Below are 22,378 nucleotides of genomic sequence, written 5' to 3'. Positions count from 1 at the left end.
TCGCTCGTACACGTCCGCGCCACCGGCGTTGTCAGTGGTGCGCCGTACGGTGGAGCGCATGAACAGCCATGGGCAGGACGAGCAGCGGGTGGTGTGGGCCGTCGTCGACAGCGGCATCGGCCCGCTGCTGCTGGCGGCGACCGGCGAAGGCCTGGTCAGCGTTGTCTTCCACGCCACGGACGAGGTGCGTGACAGGACACTTGAGCGACTCGGGTCGCGGTTCGGCGCCGAGCCCGTCGAAGCACCGCGGTCCCCGCTGCTTGCCGAGGCGATACGTCAGTTCGCGGCGTACTTCGCGGGTGAGCGCCGTGACTTCGAGCTGCCGCTGGACTGGTCCCTGATCTCCGGGTTCAACCGTCAGGTGCTGCGCGAGCTGGCGTCCGGCGTTCCGTACGGGGCGGTAGTCGGCTACGGCGATCTGGCGCGGCGGGTCGGTCAGCCGGGTGCGGCCCAGGCGGTGGGGACGGCCATGGGAGCCAATCCGCTGCCCGTCGTGGTGCCCTGCCACCGGGTCGTGGAGAGGGACGGCGGCATCGGCGGGTTCGGGGGCGGCGTCGAGACGAAGCGGAAGCTGCTTGCACTGGAAGGTGTGCTGCCGGAGCCGTTGTTCTAGGGCCTGTCTGTCGTCTTCGGAGTGTTCCGGGGTCAGGACCAGGGGGAGACTGCGCCGATGACCACGCCCGAGTTCACTCATGTGCACGCGTCCGACCCGGTGCGATTCGCGGGCCCGGGCCGCGTGTTCGCCGCCCTCCTCACCCACGTCACTTCCCTCGATCTCCTCGCTCGGGCGTGTTCGCGGTGACCGCCGTCGAGCGACCGGTCGCCGTGCCCTTCCACGCGGCCGGACTGCCCGCGCTGCGACGCCGGACCTCCGCCGTGCTCATCGCCAGTCAGATCCTCGGCGGGCTCGGGGTGGCCACGGGCATCGCGCTCGCAGTGGTCCTGGCCCGGGAAGTCGCCGGTACCGAATCGCTCGCCGGGCTGGCACCCACCGCGACCGTCGCCGGGACGGCGGTGCTCTCGGTGCCGCTGGCCGCGCTGATGACCGCGCGCGGTCGCCGGCCCGGTCTCGTCCTGGCCTACCTCATCGGGGCGTTGGGCGCCGGGGTCGTGGTGGCCGGTGCGGCCGTGGACAGCTTCCCTCTGCTGCTGGTCGGCATGGCGGGTTTCGGCGCGGCCTCGTCGGCGAACCTGCAGGCACGGTTCGCGGCCGCCGATCTGGCCGAGCCTGAGCGGCGGGCCCGGGCCATCTCGAACGTCGTGTGAGCCACGACGATCGGCGCGGTCCTCGGCCCCAACATCGCCGCGCCCGCGGGCCGCAGTGTCTCCGGGCTCGGCATACCGGAGGCGGCGGGCCCCTTCGTGTGGGCGGCCGGGGTGTTCCTCATATCCGCGCTGCTGGTCGCGGTGCTGCTGCGGCCCGACCCGCTGCTCACCGCCCGCGCACTGGCGCCGGTCGAGGAGCAGTCCCCCGCGGCGCGGTCCATCAGGGCGGGGGCCGCCGCCGTCCGGGCGTCCCCGCGTGCGCGGCTGGCCCTGGTCACGGTGGCCGTTTCGCACACGACGATGGTGTCGGTCATGTCGATGACGCCGCTGGACCTCGGCCACCACGGGGCGGGCATCGATCTGATCGGGCTGGTCATCAGCGTCCACATCGCGGGGATGTACGCGTTCTCACCGGTCATGGGGCGGCTGTCCGACCGGTTCGGCAGGCTCTCGGTGATCGGTCTGGCCGTGGCGCTGCTGGCCTGCGCCGCCCTCCTCGCGGGCACCGCGGGCGCCGACCACCGGCAGACCGCCGCCGGGCTGTTCCTGCTGGGCCTCGGCTGGTCCGCCGGCCTCGTCTCCGGCTCCGCGCTCCTGACCGACTCGGTGCCCCAGCCCGCGCGCGCCGCCGCTCAGGGACTCTCCGACCTGACCATGAACACCTCGGCGGGACTCGGCGGGGCCGCCGCGGGCCTCGTCGTCGCCCAGGCGAGCTACGCCTGGTTGAACGTCGTAGCCGCCTGCCTGCTGCTGCCGCTCGGCGCACTGGCCCTGTTCACCCGGGGCCGCAAGTCCCGCCCGTGATGGGCCGGACGGGGCCCGCGCGAAGGCTGGCCGGAACGGTTCTGCGGTAGCAGACTCCGCCATGCGCAGAGCCACTGGCATCCGAAGTCACGGGGGCCGAAGGGACGGCGATCACGGGTATGAGCGGGAACAGGGCAGTCGCGTATCTCAAGCCGGGAGCGGTGGAAGTCAGGACCATCGACTACCCGACGCTCGAAATGCAGGACGGGCCGGGAGTGGCCTCCGCGAACATCGGCCGCAAGTGCCGCCACGGAGTCATCCTGAAGGTACTCGCCAGCAACATCTGCGGCAGCGACCAGCACATGGTGCGCGGCCGTACGACCGCGCCCGAGGGGCTCGTCCTCGGGCACGAAATCACCGGAGAGGTCATCGAGCGGGGCCCGGACGTCGAGTTCGTCGAAGTCGGCGACATCGTCTCGGTGCCCTTCAACATCGCCTGCGGGCGGTGCCGCAACTGCAAGGAGCGCAAGACCGGCATCTGTCTGAACGTGAACCCGGCCCGCCCCGGGGCGGCATACGGCTATGTCGACATGGGCGGCTGGGTCGGCGGCCAGGCGGAGTACGCGATGATCCCGTACGCGGACTTCAACCTGCTGCGGTTCCCGGACCGGGACCAGGCCCGCGAGAAACTGCTCGACCTGACCATGCTGTCGGACATCTTCCCGACGGGCTTCCACGGCGCGGTGAGCGCGGGCGCCGGGGTCGGCTCGACGGTGTACGTGGCAGGTGCGGGGCCGGTCGGTCTCGCCGCCGCGGCGTCGGCGCAGCTGCTCGGTGCCGCAGTCGTCATCGTCGGCGACCTCAATGCCGAACGTCTCGCACAGGCCAGGAGTTTCGGCTGCGAGACGGTCGATGTCGGCCGGGGCGACGTGGGCGAGCAGATCGAGCAGATCCTGGGCGAGCCGGAGGTGGACGCGGCCGTCGACGCCGTCGGTTTCGAGGCGCGGGCCCATGGGCCGGACGCCCCGGAGGCGCCCGCCACGGTGCTCAACTCGCTGATGGGCCTCACGCGCGCGGGCGGCTCGCTGGGCATCCCGGGCCTGTACGTCACGGACGATCCCGGTGGGGTCGACCAGGACGCGCGGACCGGCACGCTCAAGGTGCGGCTCGGTCTGGGGTGGGCGAAGAGCCACCGCTTCACCACAGGTCAGTGCCCGGTGATGCAGTACCACCGCGGGCTGATGAAGGCGATCCTCCACGAGCGGGTGCACATCGCCAAGGCCGTCAACGCGACGGTGATCGGCCTGGAGGACGCGCCGCGCGGCTACGCCGAGTTCGACCAGGGCGCCAGCCGTAAGTACGTCCTCGATCCGCACGGGTCCCTCAGTGGGGTACGACCCGTCTGAGGCTGCCAGGGAACGAAAAGGGGTGCCCACGCGCGCGTGGGCACCCCTTTTCGTTCCCTGGGCTGGCCACAAGGCTTTTCGTTCCTCGGGTGGTCGCGAGGGTTTGGCCGGGCGCGCCGCCCGCCAGGGATGAGAGGAGAACCGACAGACAGGAGGCACGCGCGTGCTGGTGGTGTCCGAAGAGGTTCGGGAGGCGCTCGCCGCGGGGCGGCCCGTGGTGGCTCTGGAGTCGACGATCATCGCGCACGGGCTGCCGCGTCCGCGCAATCTCCAGGTGGCGCTGGAACTGGAGGAGGCCGTACGCCAGGAGGGTGCCGTTCCGGCGACGATCGCCGTGCTCGACGGGCGCCCCCATGTGGGCCTCGACAAGGAGCAGGTGGACCGGGTCGCCAACGAGGACGGCATCCGAAAGCTGGGACATCGCGATCTGCCCCTGGCGGTCGCCGCCGAGGTCAGCGGGGCGACCACGGTGTCGGCGACGGCACTGCTGGCCGCGCAGGCCGGGGTACGGGTGTTCGCCACGGGCGGCCTCGGGGGCGTACACCGGGAGTGGACGCTGACGCAGGACGAGTCCGCGGACCTGGGGCTCCTCGCGCGTACCCGGATCACCGTGGTGTGCGCGGGGGTGAAGTCCATCCTGGATGTGCCGGCGACCCTGCAGCGTCTGGAGACGCTGGGTGTCGCGGTCGCCGGGTACGGCACGGACCGCTTTCCCGGCTTCTACCTGTCGGACTCGGGACACCCGGTGGACTGGACGCTGGAGTCACCGGACGAGATCGCGGCCGTCATGCGCGCGCAGGACGCCCTGGACGGACCCGATTCGGCGCTGATCGTCGCCAATCCCGTGCCCGAGGCGCAGCAGCTGGATCCCGCGCTGCACGCGCGCGTGCTCGCCGACGCGCTGCACGCGTGCGAGGCGGAGGGCGTGAGCGGCCAGGCGGTCACGCCGTTCCTGCTCGACCACCTGGTGCGCCACACCGACGGGGCGTCACTTGAGGCCAACCTGGCGGCGGTACGCGGCAACGTACGGCTCGCCGGGCGGATCGCGGCGGCCTGGGCACGGGCGTGACGGGGGCGGTCTCGACGGGCACCGGCGTGGCAGGGACGGGCGGCGCCGGTGGGGCCCTCCTTGTCGTCGGTGACGTCATCACCGACGTCGTCGCCCGGCACCGCGGGCCGCTCGCACCGGGCACCGACACGGCCGCGGTCGTCCGGACCGTGCCGGGCGGTGCGGGCGCCAACGTCGCGTGCTGGGCGGCCCGTCGGGACGGTACGGAGGTGCGGTTCCTCGGCCGGGTGGGCGCGGACTCGGCGGCGTGGCACGAGCGGGAGCTGGTGGCTTCCGGAGTGCGCCCGCGCCTGGTCGTCGACCCGCGCGCATCGACGGGGACGGTGGTCTGCCTGGTCGACACGGGCGCCTCGGCGGAGCGCACCTTCCTCACGGACAGCGGAGCGTCCCTGCGCCTGGACGCCGACGACTGGTCGCCCGCGCTGCTCGACGGTGTCGCACGGCTGCACCTGTCGGGCTATCTGTTCTTCTCCGCACCGTGCCGGGCGCTGGTGTCGGTGGCGATGGAGTCGGCACGCGCGCGTGGAGTACCGGTGAGCGTGGATCCCGCGTCGGTGGGGTTCCTCGCCGAACTGGGCGTGAACCGTTTCCTCTCCCTCACCGAGGGGGTCGACGTCCTGCTGCCGAGCCGGGACGAGGCCTGTCTGCTGACAGGCCTGCCCGATACGGCGGACGCGGCGGCGAAGCTGAGCCGCCACATTCCGCTGGTGGTGGTCAAGCAGGGAGATGCCGGAGCCCTCGTCGCCCGGTCGGGGGCGGTCCGGGCCCGGGTTCCGGCGGAATCGGCGACCCCCGTCGACACCACGGGCGCCGGCGACGCCTTCACCGGAGCCTTCCTGGCCGCGCTGCTCGCGGGCGGCCGACCGGAGGAGGCGGCCGCCGAGGGGTGCCGGGCCGGGGCCCGGGCGGTGGAACAGGTGGGCGGAAGGCCGGAGCCGAGGAGCCGACCGCCCGGCACGGCACGGCCTTGAACAACCGTCATGGCCCGCATGCCCCCATGGCCCCCCGGCCCTCCTGGCCGTCCTGGCCGTCCTGGCCGTCCTGGCCGTCCTGGCCGTCCTGGCCGTCCTGGCCGTCCTGGCCGTCAACGGGAGTGGACAGCCATGGATGGCCCTCTGCAGCCATGAATGGACCTATCCCTTACGTCCCCACGCCGAGATCAGCGGTGCCGTGGCCAGGTCCATGCCGCCCGCGGCCACGTTCGCCAGGTGACGGTCGATGTCCTGGTCGGTGGCGAGGCCCGCCGCGACGAGCTGATCGCGGGCCTGGCCGACCGTCGCGGACTCCAGGGCCGCGCAGGCGGACGAGGTGAGCGGGAAGTACGCGTCGGCCCCGACCTGCCGCAGTCCGGCCTCACGGAGCAACCGGGGAAGCCGACGCCCGTACGAGAGTTCGGCGCCCCGCTCGGCGAGTACGTCACGCATCGCATGGCGCAACCGGTTGGCCAGCTGCTGCTCGGGACCGCGCTCGTCCGGGCAGGCCAGCGGCTGCAGTGTGGGATCGGCGTCCTCGACCAGGAGCCGTCCGCCGGGCCGCAGCGCCCTGACCATCGTGCGCAACGCCTTCTCCCGGTCCGGCACATGGGCGAGGGCGAGCCGGGCGTGCACGAGGTCGAAGCCCTCCCCCGGCGGCTCGTCGACACCCACGTCGTGGATACGCAGCTGGATCGGCGGCCGGACGGCCAGGGGCGCCCAGGAGGTGTCGAGGTCGGTCGCGACGACCCGGCCGGTGGGGCCGACCCTCTTGGCGAGCCAGGACACCACGGACATCCCGCCCGCTCCCACCTCCCAGCAGCGCCACCCGGATCCGATGCCGAACCGTTCGATGTGCCGGAACGTCGTGGGGTCGAAAAGAGTGGCGAGGGCGTCGAATCGCTGCCCCGCCTCGGGCTGCCGGTTGTCGAGGAGGTGTCCGTCGGTTCGCGTCATGCCCTGATCATCCCATTTGTAGGGCTTTTCCCCGAGGGGCGACGCTCCCGACGTGAGGGCGTCGCACGCGACGGGCCCGCGGCACGGTGTGGCTTTCGCGTCGCTCCGACCGACGAGTTCCGGAGCGGAATGTTCCGTTCCCACAGGCCGAACCGGCCGTCGAAACATCCTGGCAGACTGGCCGCGGCAAGGCGCAGAGTGCGGCGCGAGGAGATCCACGCAGGGAGATCCAGATGTCCATGGCAGGGAATCTGCGGAAGGTCACGAGCCTGAGCAAGGTCGGCGGTCTCCGCAGGGTGGCACGGCTGACACGACGGCGTGCCCGTGTCGACCTGAGCCATCCCGCCCGGTCACCGCTGGGTTCCGCGGTGGTGAACTGCGTGGCGTACGAGGAAGGGGCCAGGGTCCCCGCCGGCCGCGATCTGGTCGAGACGGTGGAGCGGGTCCGCAAGGCCGACGGCGGTTTCGTCTGGCTCGGGCTGCACGAGCCGACCGAGGTGGAGTTCGCGGGCATCGCCGAGCTCTTCGACCTGCACCCGCTGGCGGTCGAGGACGCGGTGGACGCCCACCAGCGCCCGAAGCTGGAGCGGTACGGCGAGACGCTGTTCGCGGTGTTCAAGACGGTCTGCTACGTAGAGCACACCGAACTGACGGCGACCAGCGAGGTGGTGAACACCGGCGAGATCATGGTGTTCGTCGGCCGGGACTTCGTGGTGACGGTGCGCCACGGCCGGCACGGCTCGCTGGGTCCGCTGCGCGAGGAGCTGGAAGCCAACCCCCAGCAGCTCAGCAAGGGGCCGGCCGCCGTACTGCACGCGATCGCGGACCATGTGGTGGACGACTACCTGAATGTCACGGCCTCCGTGCAGGAGGACATCGACGAGGTCGAGACGGCCGTGTTCGCGGCGGACGGCGCGCGGGCCGACCCCGGACACATCTACCAGCTCAAGCGTGAACTGCTGGAGCTGAAGCGGGCGGTGGTCCCGCTGGGCCGGCCCATCATGGATCTCGCCACACGGCCGATACGGGTGATCGACCCGGAGATACAGGCCTACTTCCGGGACGTCTCCGACCACCAGCTGCGGGCCGCCGAGCAGATAGCCGCGTTCGACGAACTGCTCAACTCCATCCTGCAGGCGCACCTCGCGCAGGTGAGCGTGGCGCAGAACGAGGACATGCGGAAGATCACGGCATGGGCGGCGCTGATCGCCGTGCCGACGATGGTCTGCGGTGTCTACGGCATGAACTTCGATCACATGCCGGAGCTGCACTGGAAGTTCGGGTACCCCTTGGCGGTCGGCGTGATCACCGTCGCGTGTCTCACCCTCTACCGGGGATTCAAGCGGAACGGCTGGCTGTGAACTCCCGCTCGTCCGGCAACAGTCTGCCGGACGGGCGGGCGGGCGAGCGGGCGTACAGACGGGCGAGCGGGCGGGCGGGCGGGCGACGTCACGGTGGGTCGTGGGGCACAGAGCCCTGGCGAACGAGGCACGGGGTCATGGAGCACAGGGCCGCGGCCATGGAAGCTCCGGCGTCGGCGCGCCCCGTTCCTCAGCGCGAGTCGCTCTTCGCGTAGACCCTCTCGACCCAGCTCGCGAGTTGTTCGTCCGTCAGGTGCGAGGCCAGATCGGCCTCGCTGATCATTCCGACCAGGCGTTTGTTCTCGATCACAGGGAGGCGACGGATCTGATGTCCCTGCATTTCACCGAGCACCTCGCTGACGTCGGCGCTCGCCTCGATCCAGCGCGGGGTGCCCTTGGCCATCTCGCCCGCGGTGACGCGCGCCGGGTCGTGACCCATGGCCACACAACCGATCACGATGTCGCGGTCCGTGAGGATGCCGCAGAGCCGTTCGTTCTCGTCGCTGATGGGCAGTGCGCCCACCTTGAGCTCGCGCATCAGCTGAGCGGCCCGGTCCAAGGTCTCGTGAGCGGGGATCCACTGGGCGCCGCGATGCATGATGTCTCCGGCGGTGGTCATGTAGTACCTCCCGGTGCCGGACGGCCGGCGCGGCGCAAAGACGCACCGCTAGTCCCGGCGCCCTACATTCTCGCGGGGTACGGAGAGATACGCACCCCGACGGCCGCGGTTTCGGACCGACGCCCCCGCCCCACACCCTTCGAGTTGCTCCACACCCCTGCACTCACACCGAGAAGCCGACGATCCGCTCGGGCAGTACGCGGATGATCACGCGGACCTCGTCGTCCTTCTCCCCGGGAGGGTCGACGCCGAGGTACTTGTGCGAGAGCTCGTACGGGAGGCGCTTGCCCTCGTCGGGGAGGATCTCGGCGGTGCCGCGGATCTCCACCGAGGTGTAGGGGTCGGCGAGGTCGAAGACCGAGAGGCTGACCCGGGGGTCACGTCGGAGGTTGCGGACCTTCTGCCGACCGTCCGTCGAGGAGAAGAGAACGGTGTCGCCCTCGCGTTTGATCCAGACCACCGAGTTCTGGGGTGCTCCGCCGGGGCCGAGGGTGGCGACGCTCGCGAAGTTCTTGCCGTCGAGGAGTGTGCGGACCGAATCACCGAAGGAGGTCGTCGTCATGCCGTCAGACTAACTACATGCACGTGCATATATAACCCTTGGGTACGGGAATTGTGCGCGGGACTACCGTGCAGGACGCCCGTACCGGGCGACGGTCGTCCCGTCAGCCGTTCCACGCCGGGTGGCGGGGGTCGTCCGCCCGCACCAGGACGTCGACCGTGTCGCCCGGAGCCGTTTCCGTCTCGTACCACTCGTACGCGGGGAGCGTCCAGTGCTCCTCCTGCGGGGTGCGGCGGCGCAGGGCGGCCGGTGAGAGGCGTACGTGGACGGTGAAGTCGAAGGGGAACCAGTGGTGCAGAAGCAGCGGTCCGTGCAGCAACAGCATGGCTCCGGGAGGGAGTTGGACATACGGACTGCGGGTGGCGCGGTCGGTGACCGGGTCCAGGAGGTCGGGCAGGACACGGCCGTCGCCGTCGGACTCCAGCGGGCCGAAGACCTCTCGCCACAGGGCGCCGGTGTCGAACCAGCCGTCGTAGTAGGTCTCCACGTCCTGGCGGCCGTGCTCGAACCGGAGGGAGGCGGGCCGCAGATAGCCTTCCGTGCCGACGACCAGGGCGGACCGGCCGCGTGGGCGAAGGGCGTCGGCGACGCGTTCGGCGAGGTCACCGGGGCGGGCGGCCGGGGCCCCGTCGAAGGCGATGCGCGGCCAGGGGCTGTCGTCGGCCGGCTTCAGGTCGAGCAGGCGCTCGGCGATGAGGTCGCCGAGCCGGTCCCAGGTGATCGCTTCGAGTCGCACACGGCCCATGATGCCGCGCGGGCACGACGGGCCGCGAGGTGGCGTGGATGCGGGGGTCGTTCGGGAATGAAGCGCCCATGGCGACCGTGACAACCGCGACTCCCCCGCCCCGCACCGGGCCTCTCGTCGTCCAGCCTGTGAAGAGGCGGCACTGTGGCGAGTGCGGGCGTGGGCCGCTCTCGCTGCTGGTGCTGGAGGAGGGGGCGCCGAGATGTCTCGACTGCGCCGACCTCGGGCATCTCGTGTTCCTGCCGCGCGGGGACACGGCGTTGACGCGGAGGTCGCGGGAGGAGAGCGGGTTGTCGGCGGTCGTCGTCCGGTTCAACAGGCGGCGGAGCCGGTACGAGCGGCAGGGGGTGCTGGTCGAGGAGGCGGCGCTCGCGCGGGCGGAGGAGCGATGCCTGGCGGACGCGGAGGCGCGACGGCGGCGCCGGGTGCGGGACGCTCGGCGGCGGGACGCGGAGGACGCGCGGTTCACGGAGGCGTTCGCGCGGCAGATCCGGCGGCACTTTCCCGGCTGTCCGGCCGACCGGGCACACGCGATCGCCGCGCACGCCTCGGTGCGGGGCAGCGGACGGGTGGGGCGCAGCGCCGCCGGGCGGGCGCTGTCCGATGCCGCGGTGGTCTCAGCCGTGCGTGCGGCGGTCCGGCACACGGAGACTCCGTACGACCAGTTGTTGATGAGCGGTGTCGCGCGCCACGAGGCCCGCCGCCGGATCGCTTCCGCGGTCGAGGCGACGCTGGCAGGCTGGCGCGAGGACGGGCGGACCGGGGAGGGCGACCCGAGCAGGGTGAGACCGTCCTTGAGACGGCGGGAACAGGACAACGGGCTTGACGATGACGGGCTGAAGCGGCGGGCTTGAGACGGCGGGTCCGAGACGTCCGGACATGCCGGCGATCCTCTCGGCCATGGTCGCTCTCCCCGTCCGGCATTTCACTTGTGGTGACAGGGGGCGCCGTGCAGGATCTTGGGGCTCGGGGTCGTCCGGCCCCACGGTTGCGGGAACGGTGCGCGAGTTGCTGACCAGAGGTTCTGCTTACGCGGGAGTTGCCATGATCGAGGGACCGTACTTCGTGCTCACCGTGGTGGGTGTGCTCGGCACCGGGCTGGTGGCCGGGGTCTTCTGCGCGTTCTCGACGTTCGTGATGAAGGGGCTCGCCTCGCTGCCGCCGGCGCAGGGGGTGGCGGCGATGCAGGCGATCAATGTGACCGCGCTGATGCCGGCCTTCATGCTCGTGTTCATCGGGTCGGCCGCGTTGTGTGCCGTGATAGCCGTGGTCACCTTCGTGCTGTGGCCCGACGAGGGCACGGTGGAGCTGCTGTCGGGCAGCGCGCTGTACCTGTTCGGCTGCTTCGGTGTCACGATCGCGGCGAACGTCCCGCGCAACAACAAGCTGGCCGGGATGGACCCCGGCACACCGGAGGCCATCGCGTACTGGCCCACGTATGTGAGCGAGTGGTCGATGTGGAACCACGTCCGGACGATCGCGTCGGCCGCCGGAGCGATCCTGTACGTGCTGGCGCTGACCTGAGGGCACCGGGCCCGGCGTCCACCTGGGGCGGGCGCGGCTGAGGCGTCGTATCGTGGCCGGAAGAGTCTGCCAACAGGCCCTGCGGCCCGCGCCCGCCCGGACAACGGCGTCGGAGACGGCGGCGACGACCGCTCGGCTCCGTGCGTGTACGTGAGGGAGACGGCCACGGCCGATCCCAGGGGTTTCCTGAACTCCTCCCGCGAGGAATGGCCGCGCCGGCCCGTCGAGGACCGGGTGCGTGACTGGGACGAGGTGTACGTCCCGGGGGCGCTGCTGCCGATCGTCCGGACCCAGGCCGACCGGTGCATGGACTGCGGCATCCCCTTCTGCCACGACGCCTGCCCGCTGGGCAATCTGATCCCCGACTGGAACGACCTGGTGGCGCGCGACGACTGGCGTGCGGCGAGCGACCGGTTGCACGCGACGAACAATTTCCCCGAGTTCACCGGCCGGTTGTGCCCCGCGCCGTGCGAGGCGGGCTGCGTGCTGGCGATCAACCAGCCCGCGGTCACGATCAAGAACGTGGAGGTCGCCATCGCCGACCGGGCCTGGGCGGACGGGTTCGCGCCGCCTCGGCCGCCGGACCGGTTGTCGGGGCGGACCGTCGCGGTGATCGGCTCGGGACCCACGGGCCTCGCGGCGGCGCAGCAGCTGACCCGGGCCGGACACACCGTCGTCGTCTACGAGCGGGACGACCGGATCGGCGGGCTGATGCGGTACGGCATCCCCGAGTTCAAGATGGAGAAGCGGCATCTGGAGCGGCGGATCGCACAGATGCGGGCGGAGGGCACCAAGTTCCGTACGTCGACAGCCGTCGGCCGGGACATCGGGGCGGCCGAGCTGCGGGCGCGCCACGACGCGGTCGTTCTCGCCGTGGGTGCCACGGCGTGGCGCGACCTCCAGTTGGAGGGGCGGGAGTTGAGCGGTATCCATCAGGCGATGGAGTATCTGCCGCTGGCCAATCGGGTGTGCGAGGGGGACCTGGAGGCGTCTCCGCTGTCCGCGGCGGGCAAGGACGTCGTGATCGTCGGGGGTGGCGACACCGGCGCCGACTGTCTGGGCACGGCGGTGCGTGAGGGCGCGAAGTCCGTGACCCAGCTGGACATCTACGCCCAGCCCGGTGCGGAGCGCGACGAGAACTCCGAGCCGTGGCCGGTGTACCCGAAGATCTACCGGCTGTCGGCCGCGCACGAGGAGGCCGGGGCGCTGGAGACCTCGCCCGCGGCCGACGCCGACGCCCGGCTCTTCGCGGCGTCCACGCTCGGCTTCACCGGGGACGCGTCCGGCAGGGTGTGTTCGCTGCACCTCGTCGAGGTCGACGCCGAACGCCGCCCGCGCTCCGGCTCCGAGCGCGTGCTCCCCGCCGACCTCGTACTGCTCGCCCTCGGGTTCTCCGGCCCCGACCGCTCCGACGGTCTCGTCGACCAGCTCGGCCTCGACCTCGGCCCTCGCGGCACGATCACCCGGGACGCGGACTTCGCGACCAACGTGCCGGGGGTGTACGCCGCCGGGGACGCCGCGCGCGGCCAGTCCCTCATCGTGTGGGCGATCGCCGAGGGCCGGGCGGTGGCGGCGGCGGTCGACCGCCGTCTGACGGGCGACTCGCGGCTGCCCGCGCCGATCGGGCCGCACGACCGGCCCATGACGGCGTAGCCGGGGCCTTGGCCCCGCCGTCTCCCGGCAGCGCTCAGCGTCGGTCCGTGCCCGCCGTCTTCGCCGTCGCCAGGGCGACGCGGTTCCAGGTGTTGATCGCGAGGATCAGGGCCAGGACCTGGGCCAGTTCGCGGTCGTCGAAGTGTGCGGCGGCCTCGGCGTAGACGGTGTCCGGCACACCGCCGTCGGCGACGAGGGTCACCGCCTCCGTCAGCGCGAGGGCCGCCCGCTCCCTCTCGGTGAAGAAGTGCGGGGCCTCGCGCCACACCGCGACCATGTGCAGCCGGTCCTCGCTCTCGCCGGCCCTGCGGGCGTCGTTGGTGTGCATGTGGAGGCAGTACGCGCAGTGGTTGAGGTGCGAGGCGCGTATCTGGATCAGTTCGACGAGGGCCGGGTCGAGCCCTTCACGGGCCGCGGCGTCGAAGCCGACGAGGGCGCGGAAGACCTTGGGAGCGGACTTCGCGAAGTCGAGCCGAGCATTTTCGGCCACCCGTACGGCCACCCCGGTCGCCCCAGCCACCCCGGTCGCCCCGATCATCCCGGCGGCCCCATTGCCCCCGTCTTCCACACCGGCGCCGCCGGCGTGGGCGTCACCTCCGGCGTGGGCGTCACCCCCGGTGTTCGCCCTCGTCTCGCCCGCTGCGTTCGTCAACTGCGTCGTGTTCGTCGTCATGTCCATGAATCTAGGTGCTTCAAAGACCCCCAGTAGGGTGCATTCTCATGACGGATTCATGGGTCAATTCCGCGGAGCGCATCGGCGCCGACCTGCATCTGGACCTGTCCGGTCCGGGCGGCCGTCGTGCCGCCCTGATCCGCGCTCTGCGCGAGGCGATCCGCAGCGGGCGGCTCGCTCCGGGCACCCGCCTCCCCCCGTACCGCTCGCTCGCCGCCGATCTGGGCCTGGTGCGGAACACGGTGGCCGACGCGTACGCCGAGCTGGTCGCGGAGGGCTGGCTCACGGCGCGCCAGGGCTCGGGCACCCGGGTCGCCGAGCGCGCGGAACCGCTGGGGGCCGGGGCGCGCGTACCCAAAAAGGCACCTCCACGCGCGCGTGGACCACGGCACGACCTGCGTCAGGGCACTCCGGACGCGTCGGCGTTCCCGCGCACCGCCTGGCTGGCCTCGTACCGGCGGGCTCTGCAGCGGGCCCCCACCGAGGCGTTCGGGCCAGGTGATCCCGCGGGGCGGCCCGAACTGCGGGAGGCGCTCACGGAGTACCTGGCACGCGCGCGTGGTGTCCGTACCGAGCCGGGACGGATCGTGATCTGTTCGGGTTTCGCGCACGCGCTGCGGCTGCTCTTCCCGACGGTTCTGCGGGGCTCCCTGGCCGTCGAGTCGTACGGTCTCCCCTTCCACCGGGAACTGCTGGCGGCGGCAGGGGTACGGACCGTCCCGCTGGCCCTCGACGAGGACGGCGCGCAGGTCGGTGACCTCGCCAGGGAGCGGGCCGTGCTGCTCACGCCCGCGCACCAGTTCCCGACCGGCGGGCCGTTGCATCCCGCACGGCGTGCCGCCGTGATCGACTGGGCACGCGCGCGTGGAGGGGTGGTTCTGGAGGACGACTACGACGGGGAGTTCCGCTACGACCGCAAGCCCGTCGGGGCGCTCCAGGGCCTGGATCCGGAGCGGGTCATCCACATCGGCTCGGTCAGCAAGAGCCTGTCGCCCGCGCTGCGGCTGGGCTGGATGGTCCTTCCCGAGCGGTACGTGGAGGACGTACTGGCGGTCAAGGGCGAGCGGGAGGCGTGGGCGAGCGTCCTGGACCAGTTGACGCTCGCGGACTTCGTCGAGTCGGGGTCGTACGACCGTCACGTACGGCGGATGCGGCAGCGGTACCGCGGGCGGCGGGACCGGCTGACCGGGGCGCTCGCCGCGCACGCGCCGCATGTCGAGGTCACCGGGATCGCGGCAGGGCTCCACGCGGTGTTGCGGTTGCCGCCCAGCAGTGAGCGGTCCGCGGTGAAGGCCGCCGGCTGGCAGGGCCTCTCGCTGGACGGGCTCGCGGAGTTCCGGCACCCCGAGGCGGCCATGGCCGCGCCGGACGGCCTGGTCGTGGGCTATGCCACCCCCTCGGAGTACGCCTACGGAGCCGCGCTCGACGCGCTGTGCGCGGCGCTGCCACCTCCCTGAGGCTCCTCTCCGCTCCACTCCGTGAGGCTCCTCTCCGTGAGGCTCCTCTCCGTGAGGCTCCTCGGGGTGGCCCTCCGCCGCCACGGAAAGTGGATGGGGCGGGTGGCCGGAAGACGACCCTCGATCGGCGTCCAACGCGACACGCGGTGGGATCATCGACTTCAGGAGGCGTGTTGTTGACGCGGCCGTGATCCGGTCGGTCCGGCAGGAACTCGCCCCCACCCTTCGTTCCGCCGTCAGGCGCAGGGCCACCCCCGCGCGTCCCCCCTGTTGGCGGTCGGTCCTGGAGGGTGCTCGATGACGACGGTTGACGAACGTCACGACGACGGCGCGCACGAGGGCGGTGCGTGCGACGACGGTGCGGGCGACGGGGAGGACCTGGGCGCGTACCACGACGTCGGCGCGGAGCGGGAAGCACCGGTCCCGGACGCACTCCGCGCACGCGCCACCTCAAGCCCCCTCGCCCACGACACCACGGATCCACCCCGCGCACGCGGCGTCGCGGACGCCCTCCCCCTGAGCGATCCGCAGGCCACGCGCATCCTGCTCGCCGGTTCCAAGGCCGCGCATCTCGCCCGCGCGGCGAGGGCGGGACTGCCCGTGCTTCCGGGGTTCGTCCTGCCGGGGACGGGCGGTGACCCCGGAAGGCTGCGTCGCGCCTGGCTGGAGCTCTCCGACGGTGGCACCCTCCCCCTCGTCGTGCGGTCCTCGTCCCCGCAGGAGGACACCCAGGAGTCGTCCCTGGCGGGTCGGTTCGCGTCCGTGCTGGACGTGCGGGGCTGGCGGGACTTCCGTGCGGCCGTACGCACCGTGCTCGACTCGGCCCACCGGGCGGACGGCACGGTCGCACCGATGGCCGTGCTGGTGCAGCCCATGCTCGCGGCCCGGGTGGGAGGGGTGCTGTTCGGCGCCGACCCCATGACAGGGCGGACCGACCGGATGCTGGTCAGTGTGGTGCGCGGCGGCCCCGACTCGCTGGTCAGCGGCGAACAGCCCGGCACGAACCACTGGTTGACCCGCCGGGGCCGCCTGTCGCACACCGCCCCCGAGGGCGCCGAACAGCTGCTCGGGGCCGGCGAACTGCGCCGTCTCGCCCGGCTGGCCCGACAGGCGCGAGGGGTCTTCGGCGGGCCGCAGGACATCGAGTTCGGGTTCGACGAGGCGGGGCGGCTGTGGCTGTTCCAGAGCCGGCCCATCACGGCGATGGCGGCGCGGCCCCCGCGCGGGGCACGGCTGCTCGGCCCCGGCCCGGTCGCGGAGACTCTGCCGGATCAACTGGAGCCGCTGGAGGAGGACTTGTGGGTGGCGCCCATGGCACGGGGGCTGGCCGCCGCGCTCGACATCGGGGGCACCGCGCCACGGCGGCAACTGCGTGTGCTGCCGGTCGTCACGACGGTCGGCGGCCGGGCCGCGGCGGATCTGCGGCTGCTGGGCGTCGCCCCGCCTCGGCACCGTTGGCTGGCGCTGCTCGATCCGACGCCGGGTGCCCGCAGGCTGGCCGCCGCGTGGCGGGTGGGCCGGCTGGCCTCGGCGCTGCCCGGCCTCGCGACGGACCTCGTCGCCGACGTCGACCGACGGCTCGCCGAGACACCGCCCCCGGACCGGCTCACCCTCCCCGGACTCGTCGCCGCCCTGCGCTGGACCCGAACCGTCCTGGTCTCGCTGCACGCCCAGGAGGCTCTCGCCGGTGCCCTGCTGGCCGCGCCCCGGGCGACGGCCGCGGGCACGGCGCTCGGCGTCCTCGCCGAGGCACGCGCTCCCGGCGTACCGGACCACCGGGTGGTGGCCGCGCAACCGGTGGTGCTGGCGTTGGTACCGCCCAGTCTGAGCCGGGATCTGAGGCTCCCGGAGAGTCCCGCGGGGACGAACGGCGGTCCCGCCGCCAGGACGGCGGCAGCCTCCCTTCCCCCTCGTGAGGCCCTGCGCCTGCGGGTCCGCTGGGTCCAGGAACTCCAGGTCCGCCTGGTCCGGGACGCGGCGCGCCGACTGGCTGCACCAGCGGGACCGGGCGGACCGGGCGGACCACGAAACACGCCGGATGTGTCAGAGGTCCCGCAGCTGCCGGACACATCGAAAGCCTCGCTCGGATCCGAGGCCCCGGTCGGATCGAAGGTCCCGCTCGGATCCAAGGCCCCTGTCGGATCGAAGGTCCCGGTCGGATCGAAAGTGGGACTGCTCCGCTGGCAGGAACTCGTCGACGCACTCGAACACGGCTTCCTGCCCGGTGATTTCGGGGAACGGCTGCCGAGGGCCGCGTCGGCGCCCCTGCCGGACGCGTTCCGGCTCGCGGAGGGCGGGGCGGTCGTCGCCGAGCAGACCCCGGGCGGAGGCCGCGGAGGCACGGGGGAAGGGCAGGGCGTGTCCGGCGGCCGGGCCACGGGAACGGCCTGGGGCGGAACCGGCCCACGACCACCGGACCCCGTACTCGTCGTCCGCACGCTCGACCCCGCGCTCGCCCCGCTCCTGCCCGGCCTCGCGGGACTCGTCGCGCAGACCGGCAGCCCCCTCTCCCATCTGGCCGTCCTGGCCCGGGAGTTCGGTCTGCCCACGGTCGTCGGCGCCACGGACGCCGTACGCCGCTTCCCACCGGGCTCCCGCCTCACGATCGACGGCACCACCGGCGACGTACACACGGACCGGAACGCACCCGCGGACGGGAACCCACCCGCACCCGAATCCGCACTCACACCCGAGCCCGCATCCACACAGGAGCCCACGCTCGACCCCACACCCACACCCGACCTCGCGCCAAACCCCTCCGCCCCCACACCCACCCGGAGCCCGCGGTGAGGCGCGTCGCCTACCTCTTCGGGGGTGCGGCGGCCGCGGGAGCCGGCACGTACGTCGTCGTCTATCTGTACCGCTGGCAGTGGCAACGGGCCATTCTGTGCGGGGTGTTGCTGCTCGTCGTCGAGGTGATGCTCCTCGGGATCGTGCTGCTCGGGCGGCTCGCGCGGATAGAGGAGCGGGTGCGCGACGCCGACCGGCGGCAGGAGGACGTCCTCGCGCGGTTGCGGGAGAAGGAGGCACCGGCACGCACGGGCGGGGACCGGTTCCGGTGGCTGGACGAGCCGACGAGCCGTACCTACGTCTTCGTACCGGTCCTGATGGTCACCGGAGTGCTGCTCTCCGGGCTCGCCTGGGTCGTGCAGCGCATCGCGTCGGCCACAGCCCGGCCCACGGCGGAACGGCGGCTCGCCGGACGCCTCTCCGTCCTGGCCGCACCCGATCCGGACGGCGGCGCCGACCTGGACGACCTGCCGCCGCCCGGCGCCCCGCGGGGCCGCGCCCGTACCCTGCGCGTACTCGCCGCGAGCCTGGTCGGGGCCGCGCTGCTGGGGGTGCTCGTGGTCGGGCTCGCCGACCTCACGCAGACCCGCGAGGAGGAGGGAAAGGACTCCGAGGCGACCTCCCTGCTCCTGCGTGTCGACATGCGCGGCACGGACATGACGGCCGAGCGGCAGTCGCTCGCCGCGCGCCAACTCTGGGAACGCTGCCGGGACTCGACATCCGTACCGCTGAACCGGGCCGGCCTCGGTGAGCTGGGCGACGGTCTCTTCGCCGGCGTGGTCCGGCCCGCGCTGACCGACCACGACCGCATGCGCCTGCGCGGTTGCCTGGAGGACACCGGTCTGGACCGTACGCACCTCACGGTGGTCGGTATCGGCGACGCGGACGCCGACGACGGCTGACACGACGGAGCGGGACCGGGTGCCGCCCGTGCACGGCGCCCGGGGTCACGAGACCGACCACCGGGGTTACGATGCCGACGCGTCCCTCGTCCCCGAGCCTCCGGGTCGCCCATGGCTGTCCTCGCCCCGTCCGCACCCCGTCCCGTGCCGCCCGCGGCCCGTTCCCGCGGCACCCTGCGCCGGACACTGCTGCGCGCGCTCGTCGTCCTCGGCCTCTGCTACCTCGCCCTCTGGGCCACCGGTGCGCTGGGCATCCTCGCGCTGTCGTACTGGACACGCGAACAGACGCCGCCGCCCGAAGGGACCCGTCCGGTGCGCGGGATCCACCATTTCCAGCCGGTGGATGCCTCCGGAGGGCTGTGGCGCGGCGGCGCCCCCTCGCCCGAGGGCTATCGGGAGCTGGCCCGGCTCGGCTTCACCACCGTGGTCGACCTGCGTGCCGAGGACCTGTCCGCCGACCGGCTCGCCGGACCGCACAGGGCGGGCCTGGACGTCGTACGGCTGCCCGTGCGGGACGGACAGACCCCGACGCCGCACCAGGTACGGCGCTTCCTCGGCGTCGTGGGTGCGGCCCCGGGGCCGGTGTTCGTGCACTGCGGGGCGGGAGTGGGCCGTACGGGGACCATGGCCGCTGCCTATCTCGTGCAGGCCGGGCAGGAATCCCCGTCGGGTGCGGTCCGCCGCAACCTCGCGGTCGGACCGCCGTCCATCGAGCAGATCTACTACGCGCTGAGCCTCGGCCCGAGCCGGGCGGAACAGCCGCCGCTACCGGTGGTGGCGGTCAGCCGGCTCGTGGACGCACCACGGCGCATGTGGTCCTGGTTCTGAGGCAGCTGCGTTGCGGGCACGTTCTTGCGGCGACGTTCCTGATGTCTGCGGCATACCCGGTCGCCGCATCGCACCACGCCCACCGCATCGCCCACGCTCATCGCATCGCATCACGCTCAGGCGAATCGGTTCTGCCAGGAGAATCGGTTCTGCATCGACCGGCCGGGAACTGACCGGTTGCCTCAGGAGAGCAGGAAGTCCGCCTCCCCCGCCTTGGCACCCTGAATGAACGCGGTCATCTCGCCGGGGGTGTAGATGAGAGCCGGACCGTCCGGGTCGGCCGACTGACGGACCGCGATCCGGCCGTCGGCGAGCTTCATCGCCTCCAGGCAGTTGCCGCCGTTCCCACCGCTCCACGGCTTGTGCCAGCCTTCACTGCCCAGTTCCCTGGCGGGCATGCCGTTGTAGATCCGCGCGACGCGTATCCGGGACTTGATGCGATCCATTCACAGCTCCTTGCGGAGATCCAGCAGGATCTCCTTCGTGCGATGTGCCGTGGCGGCCTGAGCCGCCATGCGGTCCATGACCTCGAGGTGGGTTGCCACCTCGGTACGCGCGTCCAGGTAGACGGCGCCGGTCAGGTACTCGCTGTAGACCATGTCCGGCAGTTCGGGCATGGCAAAGCGGAAGAGCACGAACGGCCCGTACGTGCCCGCGTGCGGCCCCGAGGAGAAGGGGGCGATCTGCAGGGTCACATTGGGCAGTGCCGTGGCTTCCAGCAGTCTGTCGATCTGGCCGCGCATGACCTCGGGGCCACCGACCGGGCGGCGCAGGGCGGTCTCGTCCATCACGGCCCAGAACCGGGGCGCGCCCTCGCGCGTCAGCAGCCCCTGGCGTTGCATGCGCAGCGCCACGTGCCGCTCGATGTCCTCGGGTCTGGTCTGGCCGACGGCGCCGGAATGCATGACGCCACGCGCGTACTCCTCGGTCTGCAGCACTCCCGGAACGAAGTGGGGTTCGTACGAACGGATGAGGGCGGCCGCGCCCTCCAGGCTCACGTACATCGAGAACCAGCCCGGCAGGATGTCGTGGAACCGCTGCCACCAGCCCGGCTGGTTCGCCTCCTCGGCGAGCGTGACGAAGGCGTCGGCCTCGTCGTCGGAGACGCCGTACGACTTCAGCAGGAGCTGGAGGTACGGGATCTTGAGGGTTACCTCGGCCATCTCCATACGGCGGACGGTGGCGGCGGTGACACGCAGAATGCGCGCCGCCTCCTCACGCTTGAGCCCCGCGCGTTCCCGCAGGTCCAGCAGGCGCCGTCCGAGGACGACCTGCCCGACCGTCGGCGCGGACCGCGGCTCGCTCACGTCCACCTCCACTTTTGTCCAGACAGCCGGGGCGGCGCCCGTTCGGGCCCCGTACGGGTACCCAACTGACGCCGCGCCACGTGCTGTTGCGAGCAGTGTGCCATGGCCATACTGCTCAGAACACTGCACTCTGCAATTTTCAGAGTGACACTTGCCAAGTGTTCACGACGGGGAGATAGTGGCAAGCGTGATTCCGTCCGCGCCGTTAGGAACAGCCGCAGCCGTGAACCGAGACCGTCTTACTGTCACCGCCGGGGTACGCCCCGACGCGGCAGCCGAGCGCCGGTTCCGCTTCGAGCTGGCAGCACATCCGGGCTCTGCAGCACAGGCCCGGCACCTGACGCGAGCCCGGCTGTCGGGCTGGGCGGTCTGCGAGGACACCTGCGACACGGCAGAGCTCGTCGTCTCCGAACTGGTCACCAACGCCATCGTGCACACGGCGAGCCGCCATGTGGTGTGCGAGCTGCACGACGGCACGGACCTGGTACGGATAGCCGTCCGTGACGAGGGATGTGCGCCGGGTGAGCCCCACCCGTCGCCACAGCGTCCCGAAGAGGAGCACGGGAGGGGACTGCTTCTCGTCGCGGCGATGTGCACTGCCTGGGGCGCCCAGGAAACCGGTCCCGGACTGCTGGTCTGGGCGGAACTGCCGCGGACGGCGAACAACGGCGTCGAGCCGCGGTCTGACCTGGGCTGGAGTGCGAGGAGCCGGCCGGCCCCAGCCGGCTCCTCGCCGACGGGGATACACCCTCCCCCGGCCGGGAACGAATGGTTTTGACCTGAATCGTTACAGTCGCTCGATCTTCCAGCGGCTGGAAGTGCCGAGCGGGATCCAAGACATTGGGAACACGAGCGGGGGCTGAATGGGTGTGAGGGCGACCTCGGCCGGTGCGCCAAGGGTGCTGAGCCTGGACACGCTGGTCCGCATGGAACGCGGGCGTACGGCATCGGGCCAGGGCGCGTCACGGCGGCTGACCGTGCCGGAGGGCATGCAGGCCCCGCTGGGCTGCGACGCGGTGGCGATGCCCGCGAGACTGGGCCCGCTGCTGATGCCTCGGCTGCCGCGCGTCGGCTGTGTGTACGCCGACAGCACGCACTGGTGGTGGCTCGTGCCCTCCGACTCCGACGTCGCCCTCGAGTGGCCCTCGCCGGCGCACTACGCCACGGGAGCGCTCGTTCCCGCCTCGCCCAGTCTTCCCGGGCTGATCCACACGCCGGACGGCAAGCTGCCGTACACGCCGCCGATCCCCCTCTACCTGGCCCTGTGCCGGGTGACCGGGACGCCGCCCGCCTGGTCCCGGCCGATAAGCGCCTGAGCCGTACGACACCCGAGCCGTACGACGCCTGAGACCCATGGCCTCCGGGTTCTACCTCGCCTGAGCCGTACGGGGTGGGTCGCATCGCGTCCGAGGCGTACGTCCGTCGCAGTACTCCCCCGGCCCCCGGTGCGTGGAAGCACGCGTTCCCGGGCATGGCACAGCGCGCGGCCACAAGCGCCCGGGCGTGCTCCGCTTACGCCGTGCCGGAGCGGGCGCGCGCCCTGC

Annotated in this window: 23 protein-coding genes and 1 pseudogene; 16 read left to right on the top strand and 8 right to left on the bottom strand. The window is 72.2% G+C overall.

Translation table 11 applies throughout. The annotated features are described in order from the left end of the window. The first annotated feature begins 58 nt into the window (after window positions 1–58). The 6 genes and pseudogenes from OHS59_RS33180 to OHS59_RS33155 all read left to right on the top strand — a co-directional run bounded on the left by OHS59_RS33180 (window position 59) and on the right by OHS59_RS33155 (window position 5,456). Window positions 59–613 carry a methylated-DNA--[protein]-cysteine S-methyltransferase gene (locus OHS59_RS33180; RefSeq protein ID WP_328497034.1) on the top strand — a complete coding sequence of 185 codons (555 nt, stop codon included), beginning with the start codon at window positions 59–61 and terminating at the stop codon, window positions 611–613. Between the two features lie 57 nt (window positions 614–670). Beyond that, window positions 671–802: a hypothetical protein gene (locus tag OHS59_RS33175; protein WP_328497033.1), complete on the top strand. Its 132-nt coding sequence runs from the start codon at window positions 671–673 to the stop codon at window positions 800–802. Continuing rightward, window positions 799–2,070: pseudogene (locus OHS59_RS33170) on the top strand (MFS transporter). Before OHS59_RS33175 ends, OHS59_RS33170 begins: the two are co-directional and overlap by 4 nt. Before the next feature lie 119 nt (window positions 2,071–2,189). After that, a complete protein-coding gene (gene fdhA / locus OHS59_RS33165; RefSeq protein WP_328497032.1) occupies window positions 2,190–3,416 on the top strand; it encodes a formaldehyde dehydrogenase, glutathione-independent in 1,227 nt (408 codons plus the stop codon). 163 nt (window positions 3,417–3,579) lie between these two features. Further along, entirely contained in the window at window positions 3,580–4,485 is a 906-nt protein-coding gene (locus tag OHS59_RS33160; protein WP_328497031.1) for a pseudouridine-5'-phosphate glycosidase, read from the top strand. 26 nt (window positions 4,486–4,511) lie between these two features. After that, window positions 4,512–5,456, top strand: coding sequence for a carbohydrate kinase family protein (locus tag OHS59_RS33155; RefSeq protein WP_328497030.1), 945 nt, complete (start codon window positions 4,512–4,514; stop codon window positions 5,454–5,456). Between the two features lie 7 nt (window positions 5,457–5,463). On the opposite strand, the gene OHS59_RS33150 is transcribed toward OHS59_RS33155, so the two are convergent. Both OHS59_RS33150 and OHS59_RS33145 read right to left on the bottom strand, forming a co-directional pair. After that, window positions 5,464–5,610: a hypothetical protein gene (locus tag OHS59_RS33150; RefSeq protein ID WP_328497029.1), complete on the bottom strand. Its 147-nt coding sequence runs from the start codon at window positions 5,608–5,610 to the stop codon at window positions 5,464–5,466. Window positions 5,611–5,618: 8 nt separating this feature from the next. Beyond that, window positions 5,619–6,413, bottom strand: a complete 795-nt coding sequence (locus OHS59_RS33145) for a methyltransferase domain-containing protein (RefSeq protein ID WP_328497028.1) — start codon at window positions 6,411–6,413, stop codon at window positions 5,619–5,621. A gap of 233 nt (window positions 6,414–6,646) precedes the next feature. Between OHS59_RS33145 and OHS59_RS33140 the strand changes: the two genes are divergently transcribed. Beyond that, window positions 6,647–7,774 (top strand): magnesium and cobalt transport protein CorA, encoded by a 1,128-nt coding sequence (locus OHS59_RS33140; RefSeq protein WP_328497027.1) that lies wholly within the window; start codon window positions 6,647–6,649, stop codon window positions 7,772–7,774. A 190-nt stretch (window positions 7,775–7,964) separates the two neighbouring features. Here the strand turns inward: OHS59_RS33140 and OHS59_RS33135 are convergent, their stop codons facing one another. From OHS59_RS33135 to OHS59_RS33125, 3 genes are all read right to left on the bottom strand, one after another. Beyond that, window positions 7,965–8,393, bottom strand: coding sequence for a CBS domain-containing protein (locus OHS59_RS33135; protein ID WP_328497026.1), 429 nt, complete (start codon window positions 8,391–8,393; stop codon window positions 7,965–7,967). A gap of 163 nt (window positions 8,394–8,556) precedes the next feature. Next, entirely contained in the window at window positions 8,557–8,955 is a 399-nt protein-coding gene (locus OHS59_RS33130; RefSeq protein WP_328497025.1) for a PPOX class F420-dependent oxidoreductase, read from the bottom strand. 103 nt (window positions 8,956–9,058) lie between these two features. Next, window positions 9,059–9,700: a uridine kinase gene (locus OHS59_RS33125; RefSeq protein ID WP_328497024.1), complete on the bottom strand. Its 642-nt coding sequence runs from the start codon at window positions 9,698–9,700 to the stop codon at window positions 9,059–9,061. Window positions 9,701–9,768: 68 nt separating this feature from the next. On the opposite strand from OHS59_RS33125, the gene OHS59_RS33120 reads away from it, so the two are divergent. The 3 genes from OHS59_RS33120 to OHS59_RS33110 all read left to right on the top strand — a co-directional run bounded on the left by OHS59_RS33120 (window position 9,769) and on the right by OHS59_RS33110 (window position 12,877). Continuing rightward, window positions 9,769–10,554, top strand: a complete 786-nt coding sequence (locus tag OHS59_RS33120; RefSeq protein WP_328497023.1) for a DUF2293 domain-containing protein — start codon at window positions 9,769–9,771, stop codon at window positions 10,552–10,554. 190 nt (window positions 10,555–10,744) lie between these two features. Next, the gene (locus tag OHS59_RS33115) at window positions 10,745–11,224 is read left to right on the top strand and encodes an anthrone oxygenase family protein (RefSeq protein WP_328497022.1); all 480 of its coding nucleotides are present in this window, start codon (window positions 10,745–10,747) and stop codon (window positions 11,222–11,224) included. Window positions 11,225–11,368: 144 nt separating this feature from the next. After that, window positions 11,369–12,877: a glutamate synthase subunit beta gene (locus OHS59_RS33110; protein WP_328497021.1), complete on the top strand. Its 1,509-nt coding sequence runs from the start codon at window positions 11,369–11,371 to the stop codon at window positions 12,875–12,877. Window positions 12,878–12,911: 34 nt separating this feature from the next. Here OHS59_RS33110 and OHS59_RS33105 read toward each other — a convergent pair whose 3' ends face one another. Beyond that, a complete protein-coding gene (locus tag OHS59_RS33105; RefSeq protein WP_328499449.1) occupies window positions 12,912–13,415 on the bottom strand; it encodes a carboxymuconolactone decarboxylase family protein in 504 nt (167 codons plus the stop codon). Between the two features lie 182 nt (window positions 13,416–13,597). On the opposite strand from OHS59_RS33105, the gene pdxR reads away from it, so the two are divergent. The 4 genes from pdxR to OHS59_RS33085 all read left to right on the top strand — a co-directional run bounded on the left by pdxR (window position 13,598) and on the right by OHS59_RS33085 (window position 19,527). After that, on the top strand, window positions 13,598–15,007 hold the full coding sequence (gene pdxR / locus OHS59_RS33100; RefSeq protein ID WP_328497020.1) for a MocR-like pyridoxine biosynthesis transcription factor PdxR: 1,410 nt from the start codon (window positions 13,598–13,600) through the stop codon (window positions 15,005–15,007). A gap of 297 nt (window positions 15,008–15,304) precedes the next feature. Beyond that, window positions 15,305–17,797 carry a PEP/pyruvate-binding domain-containing protein gene (locus tag OHS59_RS33095; protein WP_328497019.1) on the top strand — a complete coding sequence of 831 codons (2,493 nt, stop codon included), beginning with the start codon at window positions 15,305–15,307 and terminating at the stop codon, window positions 17,795–17,797. Next, the gene (locus OHS59_RS33090; RefSeq protein WP_328497018.1) at window positions 17,794–18,699 is read left to right on the top strand and encodes a hypothetical protein; all 906 of its coding nucleotides are present in this window, start codon (window positions 17,794–17,796) and stop codon (window positions 18,697–18,699) included. The genes OHS59_RS33095 and OHS59_RS33090 overlap by 4 nt, the downstream gene beginning before the upstream one ends. 111 nt (window positions 18,700–18,810) lie before the next feature. Then, window positions 18,811–19,527, top strand: coding sequence for a fused DSP-PTPase phosphatase/NAD kinase-like protein (locus tag OHS59_RS33085; RefSeq protein ID WP_328497017.1), 717 nt, complete (start codon window positions 18,811–18,813; stop codon window positions 19,525–19,527). Window positions 19,528–19,709: 182 nt separating this feature from the next. On the opposite strand, the gene OHS59_RS33080 is transcribed toward OHS59_RS33085, so the two are convergent. Together OHS59_RS33080 and OHS59_RS33075 are read right to left on the bottom strand one after the other, a co-directional pair. Then, on the bottom strand, window positions 19,710–19,973 hold the full coding sequence (locus tag OHS59_RS33080; protein WP_217460243.1) for a DUF397 domain-containing protein: 264 nt from the start codon (window positions 19,971–19,973) through the stop codon (window positions 19,710–19,712). After that, complete coding sequence (locus OHS59_RS33075; RefSeq protein ID WP_328497016.1) at window positions 19,974–20,834, bottom strand: helix-turn-helix domain-containing protein; 861 nt, start codon at window positions 20,832–20,834, stop codon at window positions 19,974–19,976. Between the two features lie 178 nt (window positions 20,835–21,012). Here OHS59_RS33075 and OHS59_RS33070 point away from each other — a divergent pair, with 178 nt between their 5' ends. Together OHS59_RS33070 and OHS59_RS33065 are read left to right on the top strand one after the other, a co-directional pair. Beyond that, window positions 21,013–21,612: an ATP-binding protein gene (locus OHS59_RS33070; protein ID WP_328497015.1), complete on the top strand. Its 600-nt coding sequence runs from the start codon at window positions 21,013–21,015 to the stop codon at window positions 21,610–21,612. A gap of 85 nt (window positions 21,613–21,697) precedes the next feature. Beyond that, window positions 21,698–22,150 carry a hypothetical protein gene (locus OHS59_RS33065; protein WP_328497014.1) on the top strand — a complete coding sequence of 151 codons (453 nt, stop codon included), beginning with the start codon at window positions 21,698–21,700 and terminating at the stop codon, window positions 22,148–22,150. Window positions 22,151–22,378: the final 228 nt, after the last annotated feature.

The sequence above is a fragment of the Streptomyces sp. NBC_00414 genome (assembly GCF_036038375.1).
GTDB lineage: Bacteria > Actinomycetota > Actinomycetes > Streptomycetales > Streptomycetaceae > Streptomyces.
Note: the sequence above shows the minus strand (reverse complement) of the source record. Positions and strands in the feature narration are given on the sequence as shown.

Coding starts and splice junctions, on each gene's coding strand:
- OHS59_RS33180 (WP_328497034.1), top strand. CDS start 59: ATGAACAGCCATGGGCAGGACGAGCAGCGGGTGGTGTGGGCCGTCGTC.
- OHS59_RS33175 (WP_328497033.1), top strand. CDS start 671: ATGACCACGCCCGAGTTCACTCATGTGCACGCGTCCGACCCGGTGCGA.
- fdhA (WP_328497032.1), top strand. CDS start 2,190: ATGAGCGGGAACAGGGCAGTCGCGTATCTCAAGCCGGGAGCGGTGGAA.
- OHS59_RS33150 (WP_328497029.1), bottom strand. CDS start 5,610: ATGGCTGCAGAGGGCCATCCATGGCTGTCCACTCCCGTTGACGGCCAG.
- OHS59_RS33145 (WP_328497028.1), bottom strand. CDS start 6,413: ATGACGCGAACCGACGGACACCTCCTCGACAACCGGCAGCCCGAGGCG.
- OHS59_RS33140 (WP_328497027.1), top strand. CDS start 6,647: ATGTCCATGGCAGGGAATCTGCGGAAGGTCACGAGCCTGAGCAAGGTC.
- OHS59_RS33135 (WP_328497026.1), bottom strand. CDS start 8,393: ATGACCACCGCCGGAGACATCATGCATCGCGGCGCCCAGTGGATCCCC.
- OHS59_RS33130 (WP_328497025.1), bottom strand. CDS start 8,955: ATGACGACGACCTCCTTCGGTGATTCGGTCCGCACACTCCTCGACGGC.
- OHS59_RS33125 (WP_328497024.1), bottom strand. CDS start 9,700: ATGGGCCGTGTGCGACTCGAAGCGATCACCTGGGACCGGCTCGGCGAC.
- OHS59_RS33120 (WP_328497023.1), top strand. CDS start 9,769: ATGGCGACCGTGACAACCGCGACTCCCCCGCCCCGCACCGGGCCTCTC.
- OHS59_RS33115 (WP_328497022.1), top strand. CDS start 10,745: ATGATCGAGGGACCGTACTTCGTGCTCACCGTGGTGGGTGTGCTCGGC.
- OHS59_RS33105 (WP_328499449.1), bottom strand. CDS start 13,415: ATGATCGGGGCGACCGGGGTGGCTGGGGCGACCGGGGTGGCCGTACGG.
- pdxR (WP_328497020.1), top strand. CDS start 13,598: ATGACGGATTCATGGGTCAATTCCGCGGAGCGCATCGGCGCCGACCTG.
- OHS59_RS33095 (WP_328497019.1), top strand. CDS start 15,305: ATGACGACGGTTGACGAACGTCACGACGACGGCGCGCACGAGGGCGGT.
- OHS59_RS33085 (WP_328497017.1), top strand. CDS start 18,811: ATGGCTGTCCTCGCCCCGTCCGCACCCCGTCCCGTGCCGCCCGCGGCC.
- OHS59_RS33080 (WP_217460243.1), bottom strand. CDS start 19,973: ATGGATCGCATCAAGTCCCGGATACGCGTCGCGCGGATCTACAACGGC.
- OHS59_RS33065 (WP_328497014.1), top strand. CDS start 21,698: ATGGGTGTGAGGGCGACCTCGGCCGGTGCGCCAAGGGTGCTGAGCCTG.